The organism is Paraburkholderia sp. Ac-20347, assembly GCF_017104805.1.
GTDB classification, from domain to species: Bacteria; Pseudomonadota; Gammaproteobacteria; order Burkholderiales; family Burkholderiaceae; genus Paraburkholderia; species Paraburkholderia tropica.
The window spans coordinates 1-17,893 of the sequence record NZ_JAAGPN010000165.1; the positions used below are offsets into that span (position 1 = coordinate 1).

The window sequence follows — 17,893 nt, forward strand, 5'->3', positions numbered from 1 at the left end:
CGCGGTGCGCGTGACCATGCCCGTGTTGGTCGCGAGGCCGCCCCACGGTCCGACCACGCCGCCCGCATGCGAGCAGCTGCCGCCGCCGCACGACCCGGCGTGCGCGCCGCTATAGGTGCCGTGCGGCGTGTAGGCGGTGCCGTGACCGGACCAGCCGGCGAACGCGGGGGCGCTGGCGAGTCCGATCAGCGTGGCGGCGACGGCGAGTGTGAGCTTGTTCATCGTGGTTCCTTGCGGTGCGGGTGGCGCGGGTGGCGGGGTACGAATCGGCCGGGTGGTTCCGGGGCTTCGTTGCAGCACGTTCGTGGCGTGTCAGCGGGACGAACTATAGGGCGACGCCTCGCGCAAGTCGCGTTGAAAACCATGTCGCCGTGTTACATGGCGGGGCGGCGAAACGCGTCCGCGCCAGACGCGGCGGGCGCAGACGGGCAGGGCGCGAGGCGGCGCAAAGACCCAAAAAAGGCTCATAACATGCGGCGACATAATTCGCGCGTGGTGTTTCGCGCGGCGCGTCACTACAGTGCTGTTCATCCGACGCGCCCCGCGAATTTCGTTGCGATCTACGCGTCTCTCTCAACTGCACTGCATCGCGCCGCATCGCGCAAAGAGGCTGTCGCCCATCATGCTTGCCACCGGAAAAATCGCGGTTTATGTCACGCTCTTCATCGTCGCTGCGTCGATGATCGAAGCCGCCGTGCTCAGCTTCAAAAAGCGCCAGCCCGGCGTCGAACGCTTCGACTGGAACGAAGTCTGGATTTCGCTGGCCGATCTGGCCGGAAGAAAATTGTTCGCATTCCTGCCGATTTCGCTGTCGGCACCGATCTTCCATTTCGCGTGGACGCATCGGCTCTTCACGCTCTCCATCGACAACATCACGCTCGCGCTGTTCGTCTTCATCGGCCAGGAGTTCTGCTACTACTGGTATCACCGCGCGTCGCATCGCATGCGCTTCTTCTGGGCCACGCACGCTGTGCATCATTCGCCGAACCAGCTCACGCTGTCGTCCGCGTATCGGCTCGGCTGGACCGGCAAGCTCACCGGCCCGGCGATGTTCTTCGCGCCGCTCGTCTGGCTTGGTGTGCGTCCGGAAATCGTCTTCGCGATTCTCTCGTTCAACCTGCTCTATCAGTTCTGGCTGCACAACACGTGGATGCCGAAGCTCGGCTGGCTCGAGTACGTGTTCAATACGCCGTCGGCGCATCGCGTGCATCATGCGTCGAACGTCGATTACCTCGATGCGAATTACGGCGGCGTGCTGGTTGTGTTCGACCGGCTGTTCGGCACCTATGTGGCGGAGCGCGCCGACGAGCCGTGTCGATACGGCCTCGTGACGCCGACGCGTTCGCGCAATCCGCTGGTCGTCGAATTCGAGCACTGGGTGAGCCTCGCGCGCGACATCGCCGCCGCGCCCGATCTGTGGACCGCCGTGCGTCACGTGTTTCTGCCGCCGGGCTGGAGCGCGAATGGCGAGGGCGAGACCACCGAGGATCTGCGCAAGCGCACGCTCGCCACGGTACGCACGGACGCCTGAACGCTGTGGCTGCCATTGCCACGGTGGCAGCAGTTGCCGATGCCGGCGCGCTCGGTTAACGTGGCGGCACGCAGCGGCAGCGCGCTTTGCGCTGCCGCTTCAGCACTTGGGCAAGCACACGCCGCCAGGACGCAGCGCAACGACGCGGGCGCGTCCGGCGCATCTTTCGCAGGAAGAAAACATGGACAACTCGATGAACGGAATGACCGTGGCGATCACGGGCGGCTTCGGCAATCTCGGCATGGCCACCGCCGCATTTTTCGCGGCGCGCGGCGCACGCGTGGCGCTGATCGGCCGGGGCGACGCGCCGCAAGGATCGGCGTGGCCCGCTGCACTGGCGAACGCCGTGCCGGTGGGCGGCGTCGATCTCGTCGATCCCGAGGCCGCGCGCAAGGGGCTCGACGCGGCGCACCAGGCGCTCGGCGGACTCGATGCGCTCGTCAACATCGCGGGCGCGTTCCGCTGGGAAACCGTCGCGGAGGGCGACGCCCGCACCTGGGACCTGATGTTCGATCTGAACGTGAAGACGGCGCTCAACGCGTCGAAGGCGGCGCTGCCGCATCTGCTCGCGCGCGGCACGGGGCGCATCGTCAATATCGGCGCGGGCGCGGGGTTGAAGGCGGGGCTGGGGATGGGCGCTTACGCGGCTTCGAAGGCGGGCGTCGCGCGCCTGACCGAAGCGCTCGCCGAAGAACTCAAGGACAAGGGCGTGACGGTGAACGCCATTTTGCCGAGCATCATCGACACGCCACAGAATCGCGCCGATATGCCCGATGCCGATTTCACGCGCTGGGTGCAGCCCGACGACATCGCGGCGGTTATCGCCTTCCTGCTTTCTGGCGAAGCGCGCGCCGTCACGGGCGCGTCGATTCCGGTGAACGGGCGCGTCTGACGAAACGCTTCAGGTCTTGCGCGGATGCTTGACGCGGAGGGCGGCGGGGACGCGTTGTAAGGCTCAGTGGCCGTGACCGCCGCCGCCGTGCATCCCGCCGCCGCTTTGCCACGTTCCGCCGCCGCCGTGCCAGCCGCCGTGGCCGCCACGCCAGCCGCCGCGCCAGCAGCAACCGCCGCCGCCCCAGTACGACACGCCGAAACTCGGGCCGTAATAGCCGTAGTAACCGGGGTAGTAGCCGTATCCGTAACCATAGGGATAGCCGTACGGATAGCCATAACCGGCGTTGTAGTAAGCGCCGCCGTAGTAGCCCGGATAAGCCGGCCAGGGCGCGACGGCGCAACCGGCGAGCGCCGCCGCGAGACTCGCAATACTCAGTGCAGAAATTAGGCGCAACACGGTCGTCTCCCTCGATACTGCTTGGAAAGCCATCTGCGGGGACAGGTTCAATGGCAATTGTGTCCGCAGATTACCGCAGCGCGTTTTACTCACGCACGGAAATAATTGTCAGGAAGACGAAAGAGGTGCTCGCCTGCCGAACGCGATTTTGTCGAGCAACCACACGCCCAGCATCGTTGCGCCCATCAGCGGAAAGACGATGCCGAGCACGACGAGTCCCGCTTTCCATGAACGCATCGGCGGCGCGGCGCGTTCGCGCGAGGGCGCCGCGAGCGCGCGAGCCGGACGGCGCAGCCACCACATGACGAAGCCCGTCACCGCGAGCGCCGCGAGGCCGAGCGAAATCGCCGTGCAGATCAGTTGATTCGCGAGCCCGAAATAACGGCCCATATGCAGCGACGTGCCGTACGAAATCACCTGCGAGACCGCGCCGTAATCGGCATAGCGAATGTCCTTGAGTACCTTGCCGCTGTACTGGTCGATATAGACGGTGCGCTCGCGTTTCGGATCGGGCGGAAAGTACGAGACCGTGTAGACGCCGCTCGCGGACGCAGGCAGCGCGATGTCGTAACCGCTTTGCACGCCGAGCGCGGTCATCTGCGCGACGACCTGATCGAGCGTCCTGCGCGCGGGCGTCGGCGTGGCCGAATGATCGGCGGAATGCGCGGCGGCTTCGGGCGATTGCGGTACGGGCACCGCGCCCACGGCCCACGGCACGTTGGGCAGCGGCAGATCGTCCATCACCATGCCGGGCATCGACGCCATGTCGTGGCCGGCGTGTTCGCCATGTTCGCCATGGGCCGCTTGACCCGCGCCCGGCAGCGTCGATTGCAGCGGCAGCCCGCCGCCCCATGCGCCGCGCGGCGCGCCCAGACTCACGCGCGTCGCGAGCGCCTTGAACTGCTTGCCCCACGAACCCGTCCACGGCAGGCCGCTGAGCACGAACGCCAGTGCACCCGCCGCGAGCCAGAAGCCGATCACCGCATGCAGGCTTTTCCAGAACGGCCGTCCCCTCGCGCCGAAGCGCGGCAGCAGCGCGGCACGCAGCGACGCGCCCGGCGATACGGATCGGCGCGGCCACCAGAGCGCGACGCCGGTCCCGATCATCACCAGCGTCCAGCACGCGGCGAGCTCCATCAGCAATTCGCCAGGCTTGCCGATCAGCAGCTTGCGATGCAGCATGCGATCGACCTGCATGAAGCGCCGGTCGACGTCGAGCGTGCCGAGCACCTCGCCGTTATACGGATTCACGTAGACGCTTTCCTTCGTCGCCGGCGCGTTGCCGGGCGGCAGCGCGAACACGAACTCCGCGCTGCGCGCCGGATTCGCTTCGATATGCGCGCGGATCGCTTGTGCGCCGGGCGGCAGCGACGCCTGAGCGCGCGCGAGCAGCGCATCGGCGGGCAGACGCGGCGTCGCTTGCGGCGCGACCACGAGCCGATGCGGATACAGCAGCGGCTCGATCTGCGGCTGAAAACAGTAGATCGTGCCGGTAATGGCCAGCACGATCAGAAACGGCATCACGAACAGACCGGCGTAAAAGTGCCAGCGCCAGAGTGTGCGATAGCCGGGATACGCGGCGCCGGACGCGTGTGTGCTGCGCGCGTCGGGGCGCTCGGCAGCGGGCATTGTCGTCGACATCGAAGGCTCCTTGTGGATGGGCTGCAACCTGACCTTCACAGGCCGAACTTCGCTTCGGCGTAGAACGTGCGGCCGGGATACGGGTGATAGACGTAGTAGCGGGCGTCGAACAGGTTGTCGATGCCCACGCCGATTTCGGTTTGCTTCGCCGGACGGAACGTGAACTTCACGTCTGCGACCGTGTAGCTGCTGGTGCCGCCGAACACGTTCGGATTCGTGTCGGTATTCGTGAGCGTGTTGTATTGACGCCCCGAATAACGCGCCGCGAGCGTGAGCGCGCTGCGCGCGTCGAAGCGATACGTCGCGACGACGTTCACGCGCCACAACGGAATGCGATAGAAGTATTTGCCGACGCTCGCCGGGTTCTGCGCGTTGGCGAGAATCTTCGACTGCGTATAGGCGACGTTCGCCGAAAAATCGAGGCCGTGCAGCAGCACGTCCTGACCTTGATAGCTTGTTTCCACGCCGCGCGAACGCACCTTGCCGATGTTCTGGAAGTTCGTCACGTTCGGAATGACGGTCGTGTCGGTCTGACTGAAGATCGTGTTCTTCACGTCGTCCTGAAACAGCGTGAAGCGGAACAGGCCGTTCCAGTGCGCCCATTCCGCGCTCAGCTCTTTCGAGAGATCGTCTTCGGGCCGCAGATTCGGATTGTTGTTGACGATCGACGAGCCGTTAATCTGCCCCTGGAACAGTTCGCCGACGGTCGGGAAGCGATACGCGCGCGCGATCGAAGCGCGCAGCGTGAGATCGTCGGTGACGTCGAACGACAGCGAGGCCTTCGGCGAGAAGTGACGGTCGCTCACGCCTGCGTACGGCACGCGCACGCCGCCGAGCGCCTGATAGCCGTCGTAGGCCTGCCAGTCTTCGTAACGCACGCCGTAGACCAGTTTCCAGCGGGGCAGGAAACGCCACGCGTCCTGCGCGTAGAACGCCTGCGTTTCGGTCTTGCCCGCGAAGGCGTTGGCGAAGCTGCCCGCGCCGCCGTCGCGCCAGGCGAGCGTGTTGTAGGTCCGGTTGTCGACGGAATAATTGTCGTAGTGATAGCCGAAGCTCAGCCAGTGCGTGGCGAGGCCCGCGTCGGGCCGCGCGGGCGTCCACGTTGCCTTGAGATCGAGTGTTTTCCAGCCGGTGCCGTCGCCGAGCGTCATCGTGCCGGGACCGTCGCCGGAGCCGCCGCTGTTGGCCGTGCGCGCGACGCTGTTGCTGACGTCGTAGTACGAAGCGATCGCTTCCGCATTCCACCCCGTGGCCTGATGCGTGCGCAGCGACGCGCCGTACAGCCAGTTCTCGCTCCAGCCGCGGCTGGGCGCGAGCGCGGAAGCCGGGATCGTGTATTCGTAGCCGCCGATGTTGACCTTGCCGCTGTAGACGGGATTGCCGTTATCGTCGTAGAGGAAGGTCGAGGTCTGGCTGTCATAGGTTTGATGCCAGTAACCAAGTGTCACGCCGCCTTGCACGGTCGGCGTGAAATCGTATTGCATGCGCAGCTTGAACTGATCCTGCACCGTATGCTCGATGCCTTCGCCGTTCACGCCGAGCACCGCCGTGCGCGTGTTGGTCTGGTTGTTGTAGAAGTACGCGCCGTGCACGGGCGTGTCGCCGGGTTGCGCCACCGTGCTCGATTGCGCGAGCGTCGCGAACTGCAGCGGCTGGCTCGTGTTTTCCAGATGATTCACGCCCAGCAGATACGAGAACTTGCCGATGCGGTCGCCAATCGACGCGCTCATTTCGCTGCCGTTGAAATTCTGGTTCACGCCGTAAAGGCTGAAGTGCTGCGTGAAGGCCTTGACATCGGCGGTCGCTTCGAACTTCGTCGGCATGCGCGTGGTGATCAGCACGGTCGCGCCCAGCGAATTGCCCGGATAGAGCGCCGAATACGGACCATAGATCACATCGACCTGCTGGATCTGATCGGGAAACACCATCGACCAGCGCGGCGGAAACGCATAGCTGTTGCCGAGCAGATTCGAGAGCAGCAGGCCGTCCGCGTAGACGAGGCCGCGCGCGCTCTGCGTATTGCTCGTGCCGCGCACGGCGATGATCGAATTCAGGTCGCCGACGAAGCGTTTGCGCACGGCGAGATTCGGCAGGTACTTGAGCACGTCCTCCGTGTTGACGACGTTCCAGTTGTTGAACTGCGCGGGCGTGACGGTTTCGACCGTCGCGGGCAGATTCGGATCGAAGGCGCGCATGGGCGCTGCGTTCGAGGCGCCGTTCGATGCGCTCACGCTGACGGTCGGCAGCGTGGTGATGTCGGTGTTCGATGCGCTATCTGCCGTGCTTTGTGTGGTGTTTTGTGCGGTGTTCTGTTCGGCGTGCGCGGTCGTGGCCGCGAACGGTGCGATCAGCGAAAGCGGCAGGATCGGCAAAAGCGGCGGCGCGAGCGGCGGCAAATGCCGCAACAGGCCGAGACGAGCACGGGCGCGCAGGCGCACACGCGTACCGCGCGAAACGGGCGTGGACATGTAAGAGACTTCCCCGGAAACGATGGACGTGCGGCTGCCCACGCGCGCGGCGTTGCTTATTCGTTCTCGTCGATGCAGGCGATGTACGCGACGCGTTGGCGACAACGCGCGTCGTTGCACCGCTCAGGTGTCATCGCGCGATAACACGTGAGCGAAGACACGCGAGCGAAAACGCGCTAACGGACGCAAGCGCCGAAGCAAACGACAGAACATGAGTGAGCGCGGATGGGCGGCCGGTGACGGCAGCGATCAGGCGAGCGCGGGTGGGGCGCGTGGACGGCCCGAGGGGAAGGCGCCGAACGGCGTGTGACGCGTGGAGAGCGTGGCGACGACGGCGTCGGCGATCGCGAAGCCGAGCGTGAGCGCGGGCACCGCGATAGACGGCATCGCCACGTGATGTTCGAGCAGGTTGCAATAGCCGCAAGCGCCGAATGCGTCGTCGTGCGAAAGATGCGGCGCCGCCGATGCGGGCTGCAGCGCCGAGCACAGCGCGGCGTCGGGTTGCTGCGCCTGATGCGCGGCAACCAGCTGGCTCACGAGCGGCGCGAGCACGATGAGCCACATGGCGATGAGGCCAAGCCATGCGGTCAGCAGTGCGTGCTTGCGTAGTTTCATGATGGAGTGAGCGATTGCGCGCGCAGTCTACCACGCGTCGGCGCGTTTGCGCACGCGTTCCGGCACGCTGAATCACGGCATAAAGCAGGGCGTATCCGGCGCGTTGCGACCCTTGTTGCGCGGGCGTTTGTGGAATCCGTCCGTATTTAGAATCCGTCCTATAGCGCGCGCTCGCGTAGTGCGCGAAGATCGTCGATGTCCATACGAATGCCACGCCGCGTTTCGCGGTCATCGATCATGCCTGCCTTCTCTTTGCGTCCCGCGCCGAGTCAGCGCTGGGTCGCCCGTGCGTCCGAACCCTGCGGAGTGCCAACCAATTCCCATGCCGATGAGGGCGCTACGCGCGTCGCGGCTTGCGGTCTCGCGTTGCCGTCCGCGTTCGCGTTGAGACTCGAGGCGCGCCAGCACGTCAAGCCGACTGGTACCGCGCGCTGTCCGCTCGAAGCGAGCACGTTGCGTCAGTGGTGCGTGCGTCGCCAGCTCGGCACCTGTCCGGTGGAAGGGGGCGCACAGGCGCCGGTCTTTCTGCGCAGCGATGCTGAGCCGGTCGTCACGTCGACGCGCGGCTCGCCGCATACGCGCGCAAGGCTTCCAGATCCGCGATGAGCGCGGCGGCCAGCGTCTGCACGTTCTCGTCCCACGCGCCGGATTCGTGGATGGCGGCGCGCAGCTCGCGGCAGGTATCGTGCAGCACCGACGGACCGAGCACGGCAATACCGCCCGCCACACGATGGACCCATTCGCGCAGACGCTGCACGTCCTGCGTCCCGGCGATCTGCGTGAATTCGGCGAGATCGTGATCGGCCTGTTCGATGAAAATCGGCGCGAGTCCGGGCGGCAGGTCGGGGAAGCGCGGTGTCTGTTCGTCGGCGCCGGTTGCGTTGTCCGGGTTCAGCGGGGACGCGCTTGTCGTCGCTAGCGCGGCCTTTGGCGTGGCGAGGTCGGGCGGCACGCGCGCGGCCACATCGGCGAGTACGCGCTCAAGTTCCGCGAGCGGCACCGGCTTGCTCAGATAGTCGGTGAATCCCAGCGTGCGGCCTTGCGCGATCTGTTCGGGCAACGCATTGCCGCTCACCGCGTAGACCGGCAGCGAGGGCTGCCTCTCGCGCGCCGTTTGCAGCAATTCGTAGCCAGTCATCTTCGGCATGTTGAGATCGGTGATCACGAGATCGACGCGCGCCGTATCGAGTTTCGCGAGCGCTTCCTCGCCGTCTTTCGCCTCGATCACGTTCGCGCCGAGCGTGCGCAACTGGTCGCGCAGCAGCGAGCGATTGAGCAGATTGTCTTCGGCGATGAGTACGGTCAAGCGGTGGAAATCGGCCGGTTCGCGTGCCTCGCCGCCAGCAGCGCCAGCGTCTGATTGCGCGGACGTTGCATCCGCTACCGGCAACTGTCCACGCAGCATCTGCGTCGCGGTGCGGATGCCCGCGAGGCTGTACAGGCTGACTTCCACGCCGCCGCCTTCGAGCGCGAGCGGCACGAGCGGTCCGTCCTGGCGCAGCCAGACGACCTTCGCCGGATCGCGCCACACGCGCTGTACGTCGTCCGCGGAGAACTCGCCGGTGACCAGCAGATAATCGAACGCGCCATCGGGCGGCGTCTCGGTCGCGTGCAGATAGACCGGCGTGCTGAGCCGGGCGTCGAAGAGATTCGTGAGCCATTCGCGATTCTCGGGCGCGCGGCACAGAAGCGCGGGATGCGGATCGGGCAGCGTCCATTGCTCGCCCGCGGTCGCCGGGCCGTCCGCGCGCAGCGGCAGGCTGACGAGCACGCGCGTGCCCACGCCCAGCGTGCTTTCCACTTCGCAGCGGCCGTGCATGAGCGCCGCGAGCCGTCCGCAGATCGTCAGGCCGAGGCCCGTGCCGCGCGACTCGGTGAGCCGGTGGTCGTCGCCTTGCGTGAACGGCTGGAAGAGGCGCGCCTTGAGATCGTCGGGCATGCCCACGCCCGAATCGGCCACGCTGATGTCGAGCGTGGCGTCGCGCCAGGCCGCACGCAACACGATCTTTCCGGAGTGCGTGAACTTGAACGCGTTGCTCAGCAGGTTGTTGACGATCTGCGCGAGCCGGATCGGATCGAAGAACAGCCGCGCGGGAATCGCGCGGTCCATCACGAGATAGAACGGCAGCTTCTGGCGCACCGCGAGCGGCGCGTGCGCGAGCGCGATACGCACCAACAGCGCGGCAATCGATTCGGCATCCTCAGAAAGCTTCATCGCGCCGACATCGATCTTCGAAAAGTCGAGCACGTCGCTGACGATCTGCAGCAGTTCCGCCGCCGACACCTGCATCGCATCCACGCGCGCTTCCTGTTCGGCGGCGAGCGGCCCGCGCGCCACGAGCTCGATATTGCCGACCAGCGAGGCCAGCGGCGTGCGGATCTCGTGGCTCATCGCCGCGAAAAAGCTCACCTTCGTGCGTGCGGCTTCGTCGCTCGTGCGTTGCGCTTCGCGCAGCAGGCGTTCGGCTTCGTAATGCTTCGACATGTCCGCGAACGCGCAGAACATCACCGCCTCGCGGTTCAGCGTGGCGGCCGCGTAGGTGATGTCGAGATGCACGCTCTCGCCATTCTCGCGCGTGAGCGAAAACGGCAGGGCGTAGATCGGCGTGCTGGCCGTGCCTTCGTTGACAGGCGCGGGCAGATGCTTTTCGAACTCGAGGCAGAGCGCGGCGGGCAGGCGCGTCACGCGAGTGTCGAGGCCGAGCACGTTGCGCACGATCTGGTTGGCGATGACGATGTCGAAGTCGCGTTTGCGCACGATGCACAGGCCGATCGGCGTCGCATGCACGAGCAGATGATTGAGCAACTCGTTTTCGAGCGCGCGCGTGGCCTCGCCATAGGTTCGCGCAAGCACGCGCCGGTTCCAGTAACGCAGCAGCGAGAGCAGCATCAGCACCAGCGCGACGGTGAGAAGCAGCACCACGGCGACGGGCGCGCGGATCTGGCGCAGATGGTCGGCCCACGACAGCGCAAGCAGGTAGTGGCCGAAATCGTGGACGAGCGGGCGCTCGCGCATCGCCCAGCCGAAACGCGGCAGCAGATGGAAGCGCCCCGTCGGCTCGCTCGCGAGGTAACGATCGATCACTTGCGTGGCGCCGTCGGAGAGCGGGCCGGCGAGGCGCAAGCCATCCGCATCGACGAGCACGGGCGCGATGTCCGACCCGTTGCCGTTGGGGTCGCGGCCGAGCGTCGCGATGTCGACGCTCGTCAGCACGAGCGCGTAGGGCTTGCCGTCCTTGAGCACGCTGGTCGCGCCGAGCACGAGGTTCGGCGCGAAGCCCAGCGCCGCGGGCGGGCGGAACCAGATCACCGAACGCCCCCGGCCCACCGAGAGCGGGTCCGCGCCGCGTGCGCTCATGTGCAGCAGCGCGCTGTCGACCAGTACGCGCGCGCCTTCGCCGGGGCGCAGCGGGCCGTCCGGCATGCGCGCGGCGGGCGCGAGCTGATAGCCGTAGGCGGCGCTGCCGTCGACCAGCACGAACAGCAACGGTGTGTCCGAACTCGCGTGGGACATCGCGTCGATCGCGCGGTCGCAGAGCGCGCGCAGCGGCGGCGAGCCGTCCGCGCCTGCGAACGTCGGCACGCAGTGCGCGTGCGCGGCGGGGACGTCGTCGGCGACGAGCAGCGAGGCTTCCTTGAGGCCGAGCAGCAGGCGCGCGCTCGTCAGCTGGTTGTAGCGGTACGACAGCGCCTCGTTGGTCTGCGCGATGGTCGCGCGCAACTGCGCGCCGTCGCCCGCGAGCGAGAGGAACGCGATCGTCGTGATCGCCACGCAAGCGGCCGCGACCGCGGCGAACACCAGCAGGCCGATCAGCATCGTGAACACGCGGCGCTCGCGCCGCAGATTGTGTTCGAGCGCCCGCAGCGTGGCGAACGGCGACGCGTTGGGCGCGGTGGCATTGGCTTCCATCACGCGAATCCGTGCTCGCTCGCGTAGCGGATCAAATCGGCGTTCGAATCGAGATGCAGCTTGCGCATGGCCGCGCGTTTCTGCGTGGCGACCGTCGTCACCGAGCGGTTCAGGCGTTTCGAGATTTCGGTGACGTTCAGGCCGAGCGCGAAGAGGCGCACGACTTCGAGTTCGCGCGGCGAAAGCGGATTGCTGCGGCGGAATTCGTCCGCGTTCGCGCCGTCCAGCGCGAGACGTTCGGCGACGCGCGCCGAGAGCGTCGTGCCCGGCTCGATGAGCGCGCGCCGGCACACTTCGGCGAGCACGGGAATCGGCTCGTCCTTGCCGACGAGTCCGGCCACGCCCAGTTCCGCGAGTTCGTGCAGGATGCCGCCGTTCGTGAGCATCGTGAACACGACGACGGGCAGGTCGGGGTAGAGGCGGCGCAGGCGGGCGATCAGGCGCAGGCCGTCTTCGTCCTCGATTTCGCCCTGCATCGAGAAGTCGGTGACGAGCAGATCGCAAGGCATCCTGCGCAACAGGTCGAGCAGCCGCGCGCCCGAGTCGGCGGTGCCGACCACCGTGCAGCCGGGCGCCTGGGTCAGATAGTCGCTGATGGCCGTGAGCACGAGCGGATGGTCGTCGGCGACCACGATCCGCAGGGTTTGCGTGGCGTTCGTCATGGGCGGTGCGTAGCGGCTCGCGCGCGTCGGCACAGTCCCGCCTACACGCGCGGAGATCCCTGCCGACAGTGTTTGACTGTCTTCATTCGATTATATGACAGCGTGGAATGAGGGTCATTGTAGGGTGGCGGTCAGCGTGACTGCGCTCGACACAGGGCTGCGCGGCGATAACCGCTTCGTCATGCGATCTATTCCTACAGTCGCGTACGCGGTTCGGCTTGATTCGTGGCCGGGCAATGCGCCTGATAGCAGTTGACCGCGATGCGGATTTCCTTGCCCGAGGCCGTCTTGCAGGTTTGCTGGCAGGTGCGGGTTGGCATGTGCGCGAAGCGGATCGGCGCGATGGTCGGTGCGTGGTCCGGGGCGGCAATCGGCGCGTGGAGATCGGCATAACCGGCGGCCGTCGTGCGCATGGACGGGCGCGGCTGCGGTGCGACGCTCGCCAGATAGAAGATCAGCGCGCCCGCGAGCATCGCGCCGCCGAGCGTGAGCGTCGCCATCGTCAGACCGAATGTGGCGCGCGGCACGACGCCGAGCACGAAAAGCGTAACGAAGAACGCGATATAGACGATCGGCAACAGCACGATGCCGAGGCCGCTTGCCCGCTCGCACGCGCGCGCAATCCGCGCGGCGGCGGTTTGAGGCAGGCGTTGGAAGGTGGCGGCGAACATGATCGGACCTTTTGCGGGAGTGGAGACGGCGTGGCGTGCGGAGCGCGGTTCCGTCGTGGAGCGGCATGGGCTCGGTGACGGAGGCAGCCACGCTCTGGCCACACCTTCACTCTAAGAGGCGCGCGTCGCGGGCAAAATCGGACGATTTCGAGAAACGCGGCGGCGATGCTGCGGAGCAGCAAAAAGGCAGCAAGAGCGCGTTGGCGGCGGTGCACAAAGCCCGCCAGGCGAGGCTTCGCGCAGAATTCTTCATCCAGTTTGTGAACTCGATGCGCGGCGCATGGTCAGATACCGCCAAGGAGGGCGGACGTGGCCGCCGCAGCCATCCATCGGCCCGGCAGGTCGAAGGCCGGGCAGCCGGCTGCCACGCGCGCCATCCTGTGGCCTCTCGCGGGGCGCGCCGCTCGAACGGGGCCGCGCCCGCGAGACTCATCGAAGCATCGCTTTTACGGGAACACCTCAATGCGCCGACGTCAATTTCTTCTCAGCTCCAGCGCCGCACTCGCAGCAAGCGGCCTCGCTCTCGCGGGCTGCACGACGACCCCGCTGGGTTCAAGTGACAGCGCCGCGCAGAACGCGGCCAAACGCAATGCCATCGACGCCAGCGTGGACGCCACGATTTCGCGTCTTTACGGCACGGTGTCGGGCTCGCAGGAACTGCTCTCGAAGGCCAGCGGCGTGCTGGTCTTTCCGAACGTGATCGCCGCGGGCTTCTGGATCGGCGGCCAGTACGGCACCGGCGCGCTGCGCGTGAACGGCCGCACGACCGGTTACTACAGCACCGTGGCGGGCTCGTTCGGCCTGCAGATCGGCGCGCAGTCGAAGGCCATCATCTTCGCGTTCATGAACGAGGGCGCGCTCGACAGCTTCGTGCGCAGCCAGGGCTGGTCGGCGGGCGCCGACGCCACGGTCGCGGTCGTGACCGTGGGCGCGAACGGCAATGTCGATACGTCGACGGCCATGAGCCCCGTCGAAGCCTTCGTGCTGACCAATGCCGGTCTCATGGCCGGCGTTTCGCTCGAAGGCGTGAAGGTCTCGCGTCTCGTCATCTGAGCGGGCGCGCCGCGCCTGTCCGGCGCGGCCCGTGCGAGTGTCTCGATCGTCTGATTGTCTCGATCGCATCGAGTGCTTCGCTCGCAAGGGCCGCCAGTCAGTTTTCCGCCTTTCATCCCCTTCGCGTTTTCCCCGCGTTTTCCCTGACCTCCGCGCCGACTTCCGTGCCGCTTCGGGCACATGAACGGCGCATCCGCGCGCGCCCGGTTTCCAGAATTTTTTGGCCGATGTAGCGTGCGGGGACGGCTCCCCTGCACACCCCGTTTCGCCCGCCCGCGCGCATTCCGGCACGCGCCGCGCAACGCGATTTCGCAGGGTTAACTATGATTTTGGAAATATTTAAATCTAAACTATACTGGCCCGACGCATGACGATGGCGCGTCGTGCGCCACGGTTTCGAACATCGCGAAGAGGACGGTCATGGCAGAGCGGTCGTTTGTCGAGGAAGTGAAGAAACTGCGTCTCGGCGCAGGCGAAGTGTTCAGCGGCGAGGGCATTCTCGCGGTGACGAAGGCGCTGCTCGAATCGGGCGTGGCCTATGTGGCGGGCTATCAGGGCGCGCCCATCTCGCATCTGATGGACGTGCTGGCCGACGCGCAGGACATCCTCGCCGACCACGGCATCCGCTTCGAGAACAGCGCGAGCGAGGCCACGGCCGCCGCGTCGCTGGCCGCCTCGGTCAACTATCCGCTGCGCGGCGCCGTCACCTTCAAGGCGACCGTGGGCACGAACGTCGCTTCCGACGCGCTCGCGAATCTCGCCTCGGGCGGCGTGACGGGCGGTGCGTTGGTGATCGTCGGCGAAGACTATGGCGAAGGCTCGTCGATCATGCAGGAACGCAGCCACGCGTTCGCGATGAAGTCGCAGATCTGGCTGCTCGATCCGCGCCCGAATCTGCCGTGCATCGTGCAGGCCGTGAAGGACGGCTTCGATCTTTCCGAGGCGAGCAGCACGCCGGTGATGCTGCAATTGCGCATTCGCGCGTGCCACGTGCATGGACAGTTCGTGGCGTCCGACAATCGACGCCCGGCGTTCACGATCAAGGACGCGCTCGAACATCCGAGCCGCGACGTCGACCGCATCGTGCTGCCGCCCGCGAGTTTCCTGCACGAGCGCGAAAAGATTCACGAACGCTGGCCCGCGGCGGTGAAGTTCATCGAGGAGCGCCAGCTCAACGAATTCTTCGCCGACGATGCAAGCGACGGGCGCGATATCGGCCTCGCCGTGCAAGGCGGCAGCTACAACACGGTGCTGCGCGCGCTGGAACGGCTGGGTCTCGCCGATGTCTACGGCGAATCGGCGATTCCGCTCTACGTGATGAACGTGGCCTATCCGCTGATCGATTCGGAGTGGGAACGCTTTTGCGCAGGCAAGCGCGCCGTGCTCGTGATCGAGGAAGGGCAGCCGAATTTCGTCGAGCAGAACGCGAGCGCGATCCTGCGTCAGCGCGGCGTGAACGCCACGCTGCACGGCAAGGACATGCTGCCGCTCGCGGGCGAGTACAACGCCGCAACGGTGGTGAAGGGCCTGCGTGCGTTCTTCGAGCGCTATGGCGTGCTGCGAGCACAACCGGAGCAACCCGCGCCGCGCAAGGTGATTCCGGTGCAGGCCGTGGCCACGGCGGCCGCCGAAAGTCCCGTTCAGCCCACGCTCGACGACAGCGTGCATGCGCGTCCGCCGGGCTTCTGCACGGGCTGTCCCGAACGCCCGATCTTCACGGCGATGAAGCTCGTCGAGCGCGAGCTTGGGCCGCATCACGTGAGCGCCGACATCGGCTGTCATCTGTTCTCGATCCTGCCGCCGTTCAATCTCGGCGCGACGACGATGGGTTACGGCCTCGGCAGCGCGAGCGCCGCCGCGCTCAACGCGCCCGCGAGCAAGCGCGCGATCTCGGTGATGGGCGACGGCGGCTTCTGGCACAACGGCCTGACGAGCGGCATCGCCAACGCGGTGTTCAACAAGAGCGACAACCTGACGATCGTCGTCGATAACAGCTATACGTCGGCGACGGGCGGCCAGGACATTCTGTCGTCGACGGCGCTCAATCCCACGCGCAGCACGGGCCACGAAATCGAGCAGGCGGTGCGCGGCGTGGGCGTGAAATGGGTCAGGACGGTGCGCCGCACCTACGACCTCAAGACCATGATGGCCACGCTCAGGGACGCGCTCACGACCGGCGCGAAAGGGCCGAAGGTGCTGATCGCGCAGAGCGAGTGCATGCTGAACAAGCAGCGTCGCGAGAAACCGAAGCAGCGCAAGGCGATAGCGGCGGGCGAGCGCGTGGTGCGCGAGCGCTTCGGCGTGGATTCGGATACCTGTACCGGCGATCATTCGTGCATCCGGCTCTCGGGTTGCCCGTCGCTGTCGATCAAGCCCAATCCCGATCCGCTGCGCACCGATCCGGTCGCGAGCGTGCTCGATAGCTGCGTGGGCTGCGGTCTGTGCGGCGAGGTCTCGCACGCGGCGGTGCTGTGCCCGTCGTTCTATCGCGCGCAGATCATCAGTAATCCTACTAAAGTGGATCGCTTGCGGCAGCGCGTGCGCAACGCGGTGATCGGCTGGCTGCAACGCCGCGAGGCCCAGCGTCGCGCGCGTTACGCATTCTGATTCGGCATTCTGATTCCGGGACGAAACCATGACGACAACCCAACCGATCAAGATTGCGATTCTGGCCATGGGCGGCGAGGGCGGCGGCGTGCTGGCCGACTGGATCGTCGATCTCGGCGAGCACAACGGTTACTACGCGCAGACCACGTCGGTGCCCGGCGTCGCGCAGCGCACCGGCGCGACCATTTACTACGTCGAGCTATTCGCCCGCGAGGCGCACGAGCCGCGCACGCCGGTGCTCGCGCTCATGCCGCTGCCCGGCGACGTCGACGTGGTGCTCGCCTCCGAGCTGATGGAAGCGGGCCGCGCCGTGCAGCGCGGACTCGTGACGGCGGAGCGCACGACGCTCGTGGCATCGACGCATCGCGTGTATTCGATCGCCGAGAAAACCGCGCTGGGCGATGGCCGCGTCGACGACAGCGCGCTCGTCGCGCACGCGTATCAGGCCGCGAAACGCTTCGTGCGCTTCGACATGGCGCAGGCCGCCGAGGCGAGCGGCAGCGTGATCAGCGCGGTGCTGTTCGGCGCGCTCGCGGGCACCGGCGTGCTGCCGTTCAGCCGCGCGCAGTTCGAGGCGACCATCGAGCGCGGCGGCGTGGGCGTGAAGCCGAGCTTGCGCGCGTTTGAGCTGGGCTTCGCGCGTGCCGGTGCGGATGTCGATGCTGACGCCTCATCGTCCACGCAAACGGAAAAGGCGGAGCAGACGCAAGCGCCCGCGCCGCGCGATCCCGCTGTCGCGAGACTGATCGAACGCGTACGCACGGATTTGCCCGCTGACGCGCAGCCGTTCGCGATCGAAGGCGTGCGTCGTCTGATCGACTATCAGGACCCCGACTACGCCGCGTCCTATCTCGATCGTCTGACCCAATTGCGCGCCGCGCTGCCCGACACCGACCGCGCCTTGCTGCGCGAAATAGCGCGCCATCTCGCGCTCTGGATGTCGTACGAAGATACGATTCGCGTCGCCGATCTGAAGACGCGCGGCTCGCGTTTCGAGCGTGTGCGCGGCGAAGTGCGCGCGCAGGCCGATCAACTGCTCGCCATCAACGAGTTCATGCATCCGCGCATCGAGGAAATCTGCGAGACGCTGCCTGCCGGTCTCGGGCGCTGGCTCGCGAAACCGCATGGCGTGCATCGGCTCGTGAAGCGTTTCGCGGCGTCGGGGCGCGTCGTGCGCACGAGTTCGCTGCGCGGCTACCTGCTACTCTATGCGGTCGCGCGTCTGCGCGGTCTGCGCCGCCGCACGCTGCGCTATGAACTGGAGCACGCGCGCATCGACGGCTGGCTCGCGCAGATCGTCGAGTCGGCGCGCCACAATCCGGCGCTGGCGACCGAAGTCGCGCAATGCCAGCGTCTCGTGAAGGGTTACAGCGACACGCATGCGCGCGGGCTGGCGAATTTCCAGACCGTGATGGCGGCGGTCGCGCGCGCGGGGCAGTGGCTC

The 17,893-nt window shown here is 66.6% G+C and carries 12 protein-coding genes and 1 pseudogene; 5 read left to right on the forward strand and 8 right to left on the reverse strand.

Features of this window, described 5'->3' with window-relative positions; genetic code table 11:
* Positions 1–222: pseudogene (locus G3N97_RS25815) on the reverse strand (hypothetical protein); the annotation flags it as partial.
* 400 nt (positions 223–622) lie between these two features.
* Between G3N97_RS25815 and G3N97_RS25820 the strand changes: the two are divergent.
* Both G3N97_RS25820 and G3N97_RS25825 read left to right on the forward strand, forming a co-directional pair.
* Positions 623–1,531, forward strand: coding sequence for a sterol desaturase family protein (locus tag G3N97_RS25820; RefSeq protein ID WP_205995906.1), 909 nt, complete (start codon positions 623–625; stop codon positions 1,529–1,531).
* Positions 1,532–1,712: 181 nt separating this feature from the next.
* Complete coding sequence (locus G3N97_RS25825; protein WP_205995907.1) at positions 1,713–2,423, forward strand: SDR family NAD(P)-dependent oxidoreductase; 711 nt, start codon at positions 1,713–1,715, stop codon at positions 2,421–2,423.
* A gap of 63 nt (positions 2,424–2,486) precedes the next feature.
* On the opposite strand, the gene G3N97_RS25830 is transcribed toward G3N97_RS25825, so the two are convergent.
* The 7 genes from G3N97_RS25830 to G3N97_RS25860 form a co-directional block, all read right to left on the reverse strand.
* Complete coding sequence (locus G3N97_RS25830) at positions 2,487–2,822, reverse strand: hypothetical protein (RefSeq protein WP_205995908.1); 336 nt, start codon at positions 2,820–2,822, stop codon at positions 2,487–2,489.
* Positions 2,823–2,930: 108 nt separating this feature from the next.
* Complete coding sequence (locus tag G3N97_RS25835) at positions 2,931–4,463, reverse strand: PepSY domain-containing protein (protein WP_205995909.1); 1,533 nt, start codon at positions 4,461–4,463, stop codon at positions 2,931–2,933.
* 35 nt (positions 4,464–4,498) lie between these two features.
* Positions 4,499–6,931, reverse strand: coding sequence for a TonB-dependent receptor (locus G3N97_RS25840; protein ID WP_205995910.1), 2,433 nt, complete (start codon positions 6,929–6,931; stop codon positions 4,499–4,501).
* A gap of 249 nt (positions 6,932–7,180) precedes the next feature.
* Positions 7,181–7,546 carry a DUF2946 domain-containing protein gene (locus G3N97_RS25845; RefSeq protein WP_205995911.1) on the reverse strand — a complete coding sequence of 122 codons (366 nt, stop codon included), beginning with the start codon at positions 7,544–7,546 and terminating at the stop codon, positions 7,181–7,183.
* A gap of 550 nt (positions 7,547–8,096) precedes the next feature.
* A complete protein-coding gene (locus G3N97_RS25850; RefSeq protein ID WP_205995912.1) occupies positions 8,097–11,456 on the reverse strand; it encodes a hybrid sensor histidine kinase/response regulator in 3,360 nt (1,119 codons plus the stop codon).
* Positions 11,456–12,118, reverse strand: coding sequence for a response regulator transcription factor (locus G3N97_RS25855; protein WP_205995913.1), 663 nt, complete (start codon positions 12,116–12,118; stop codon positions 11,456–11,458). Before G3N97_RS25855 ends, G3N97_RS25850 begins: the two co-directional genes overlap by 1 nt.
* A 194-nt stretch (positions 12,119–12,312) precedes the next feature.
* Positions 12,313–12,789, reverse strand: coding sequence for a hypothetical protein (locus G3N97_RS25860; protein WP_205995914.1), 477 nt, complete (start codon positions 12,787–12,789; stop codon positions 12,313–12,315).
* A gap of 462 nt (positions 12,790–13,251) precedes the next feature.
* On the opposite strand from G3N97_RS25860, the gene G3N97_RS25865 reads away from it, so the two are divergent.
* The 3 genes from G3N97_RS25865 to G3N97_RS25875 form a co-directional block, all read left to right on the forward strand.
* Positions 13,252–13,842, forward strand: a complete 591-nt coding sequence (locus G3N97_RS25865; RefSeq protein WP_205995915.1) for a YSC84-related protein — start codon at positions 13,252–13,254, stop codon at positions 13,840–13,842.
* 420 nt (positions 13,843–14,262) lie between these two features.
* Positions 14,263–16,449, forward strand: coding sequence for an indolepyruvate ferredoxin oxidoreductase subunit alpha (locus G3N97_RS25870; protein ID WP_205995916.1), 2,187 nt, complete (start codon positions 14,263–14,265; stop codon positions 16,447–16,449).
* A 28-nt stretch (positions 16,450–16,477) separates the two neighbouring features.
* A partial coding sequence (locus tag G3N97_RS25875; protein WP_205995917.1) for an indolepyruvate oxidoreductase subunit beta family protein occupies positions 16,478–17,893 on the forward strand: 1,416 nt, incomplete at its 3' end.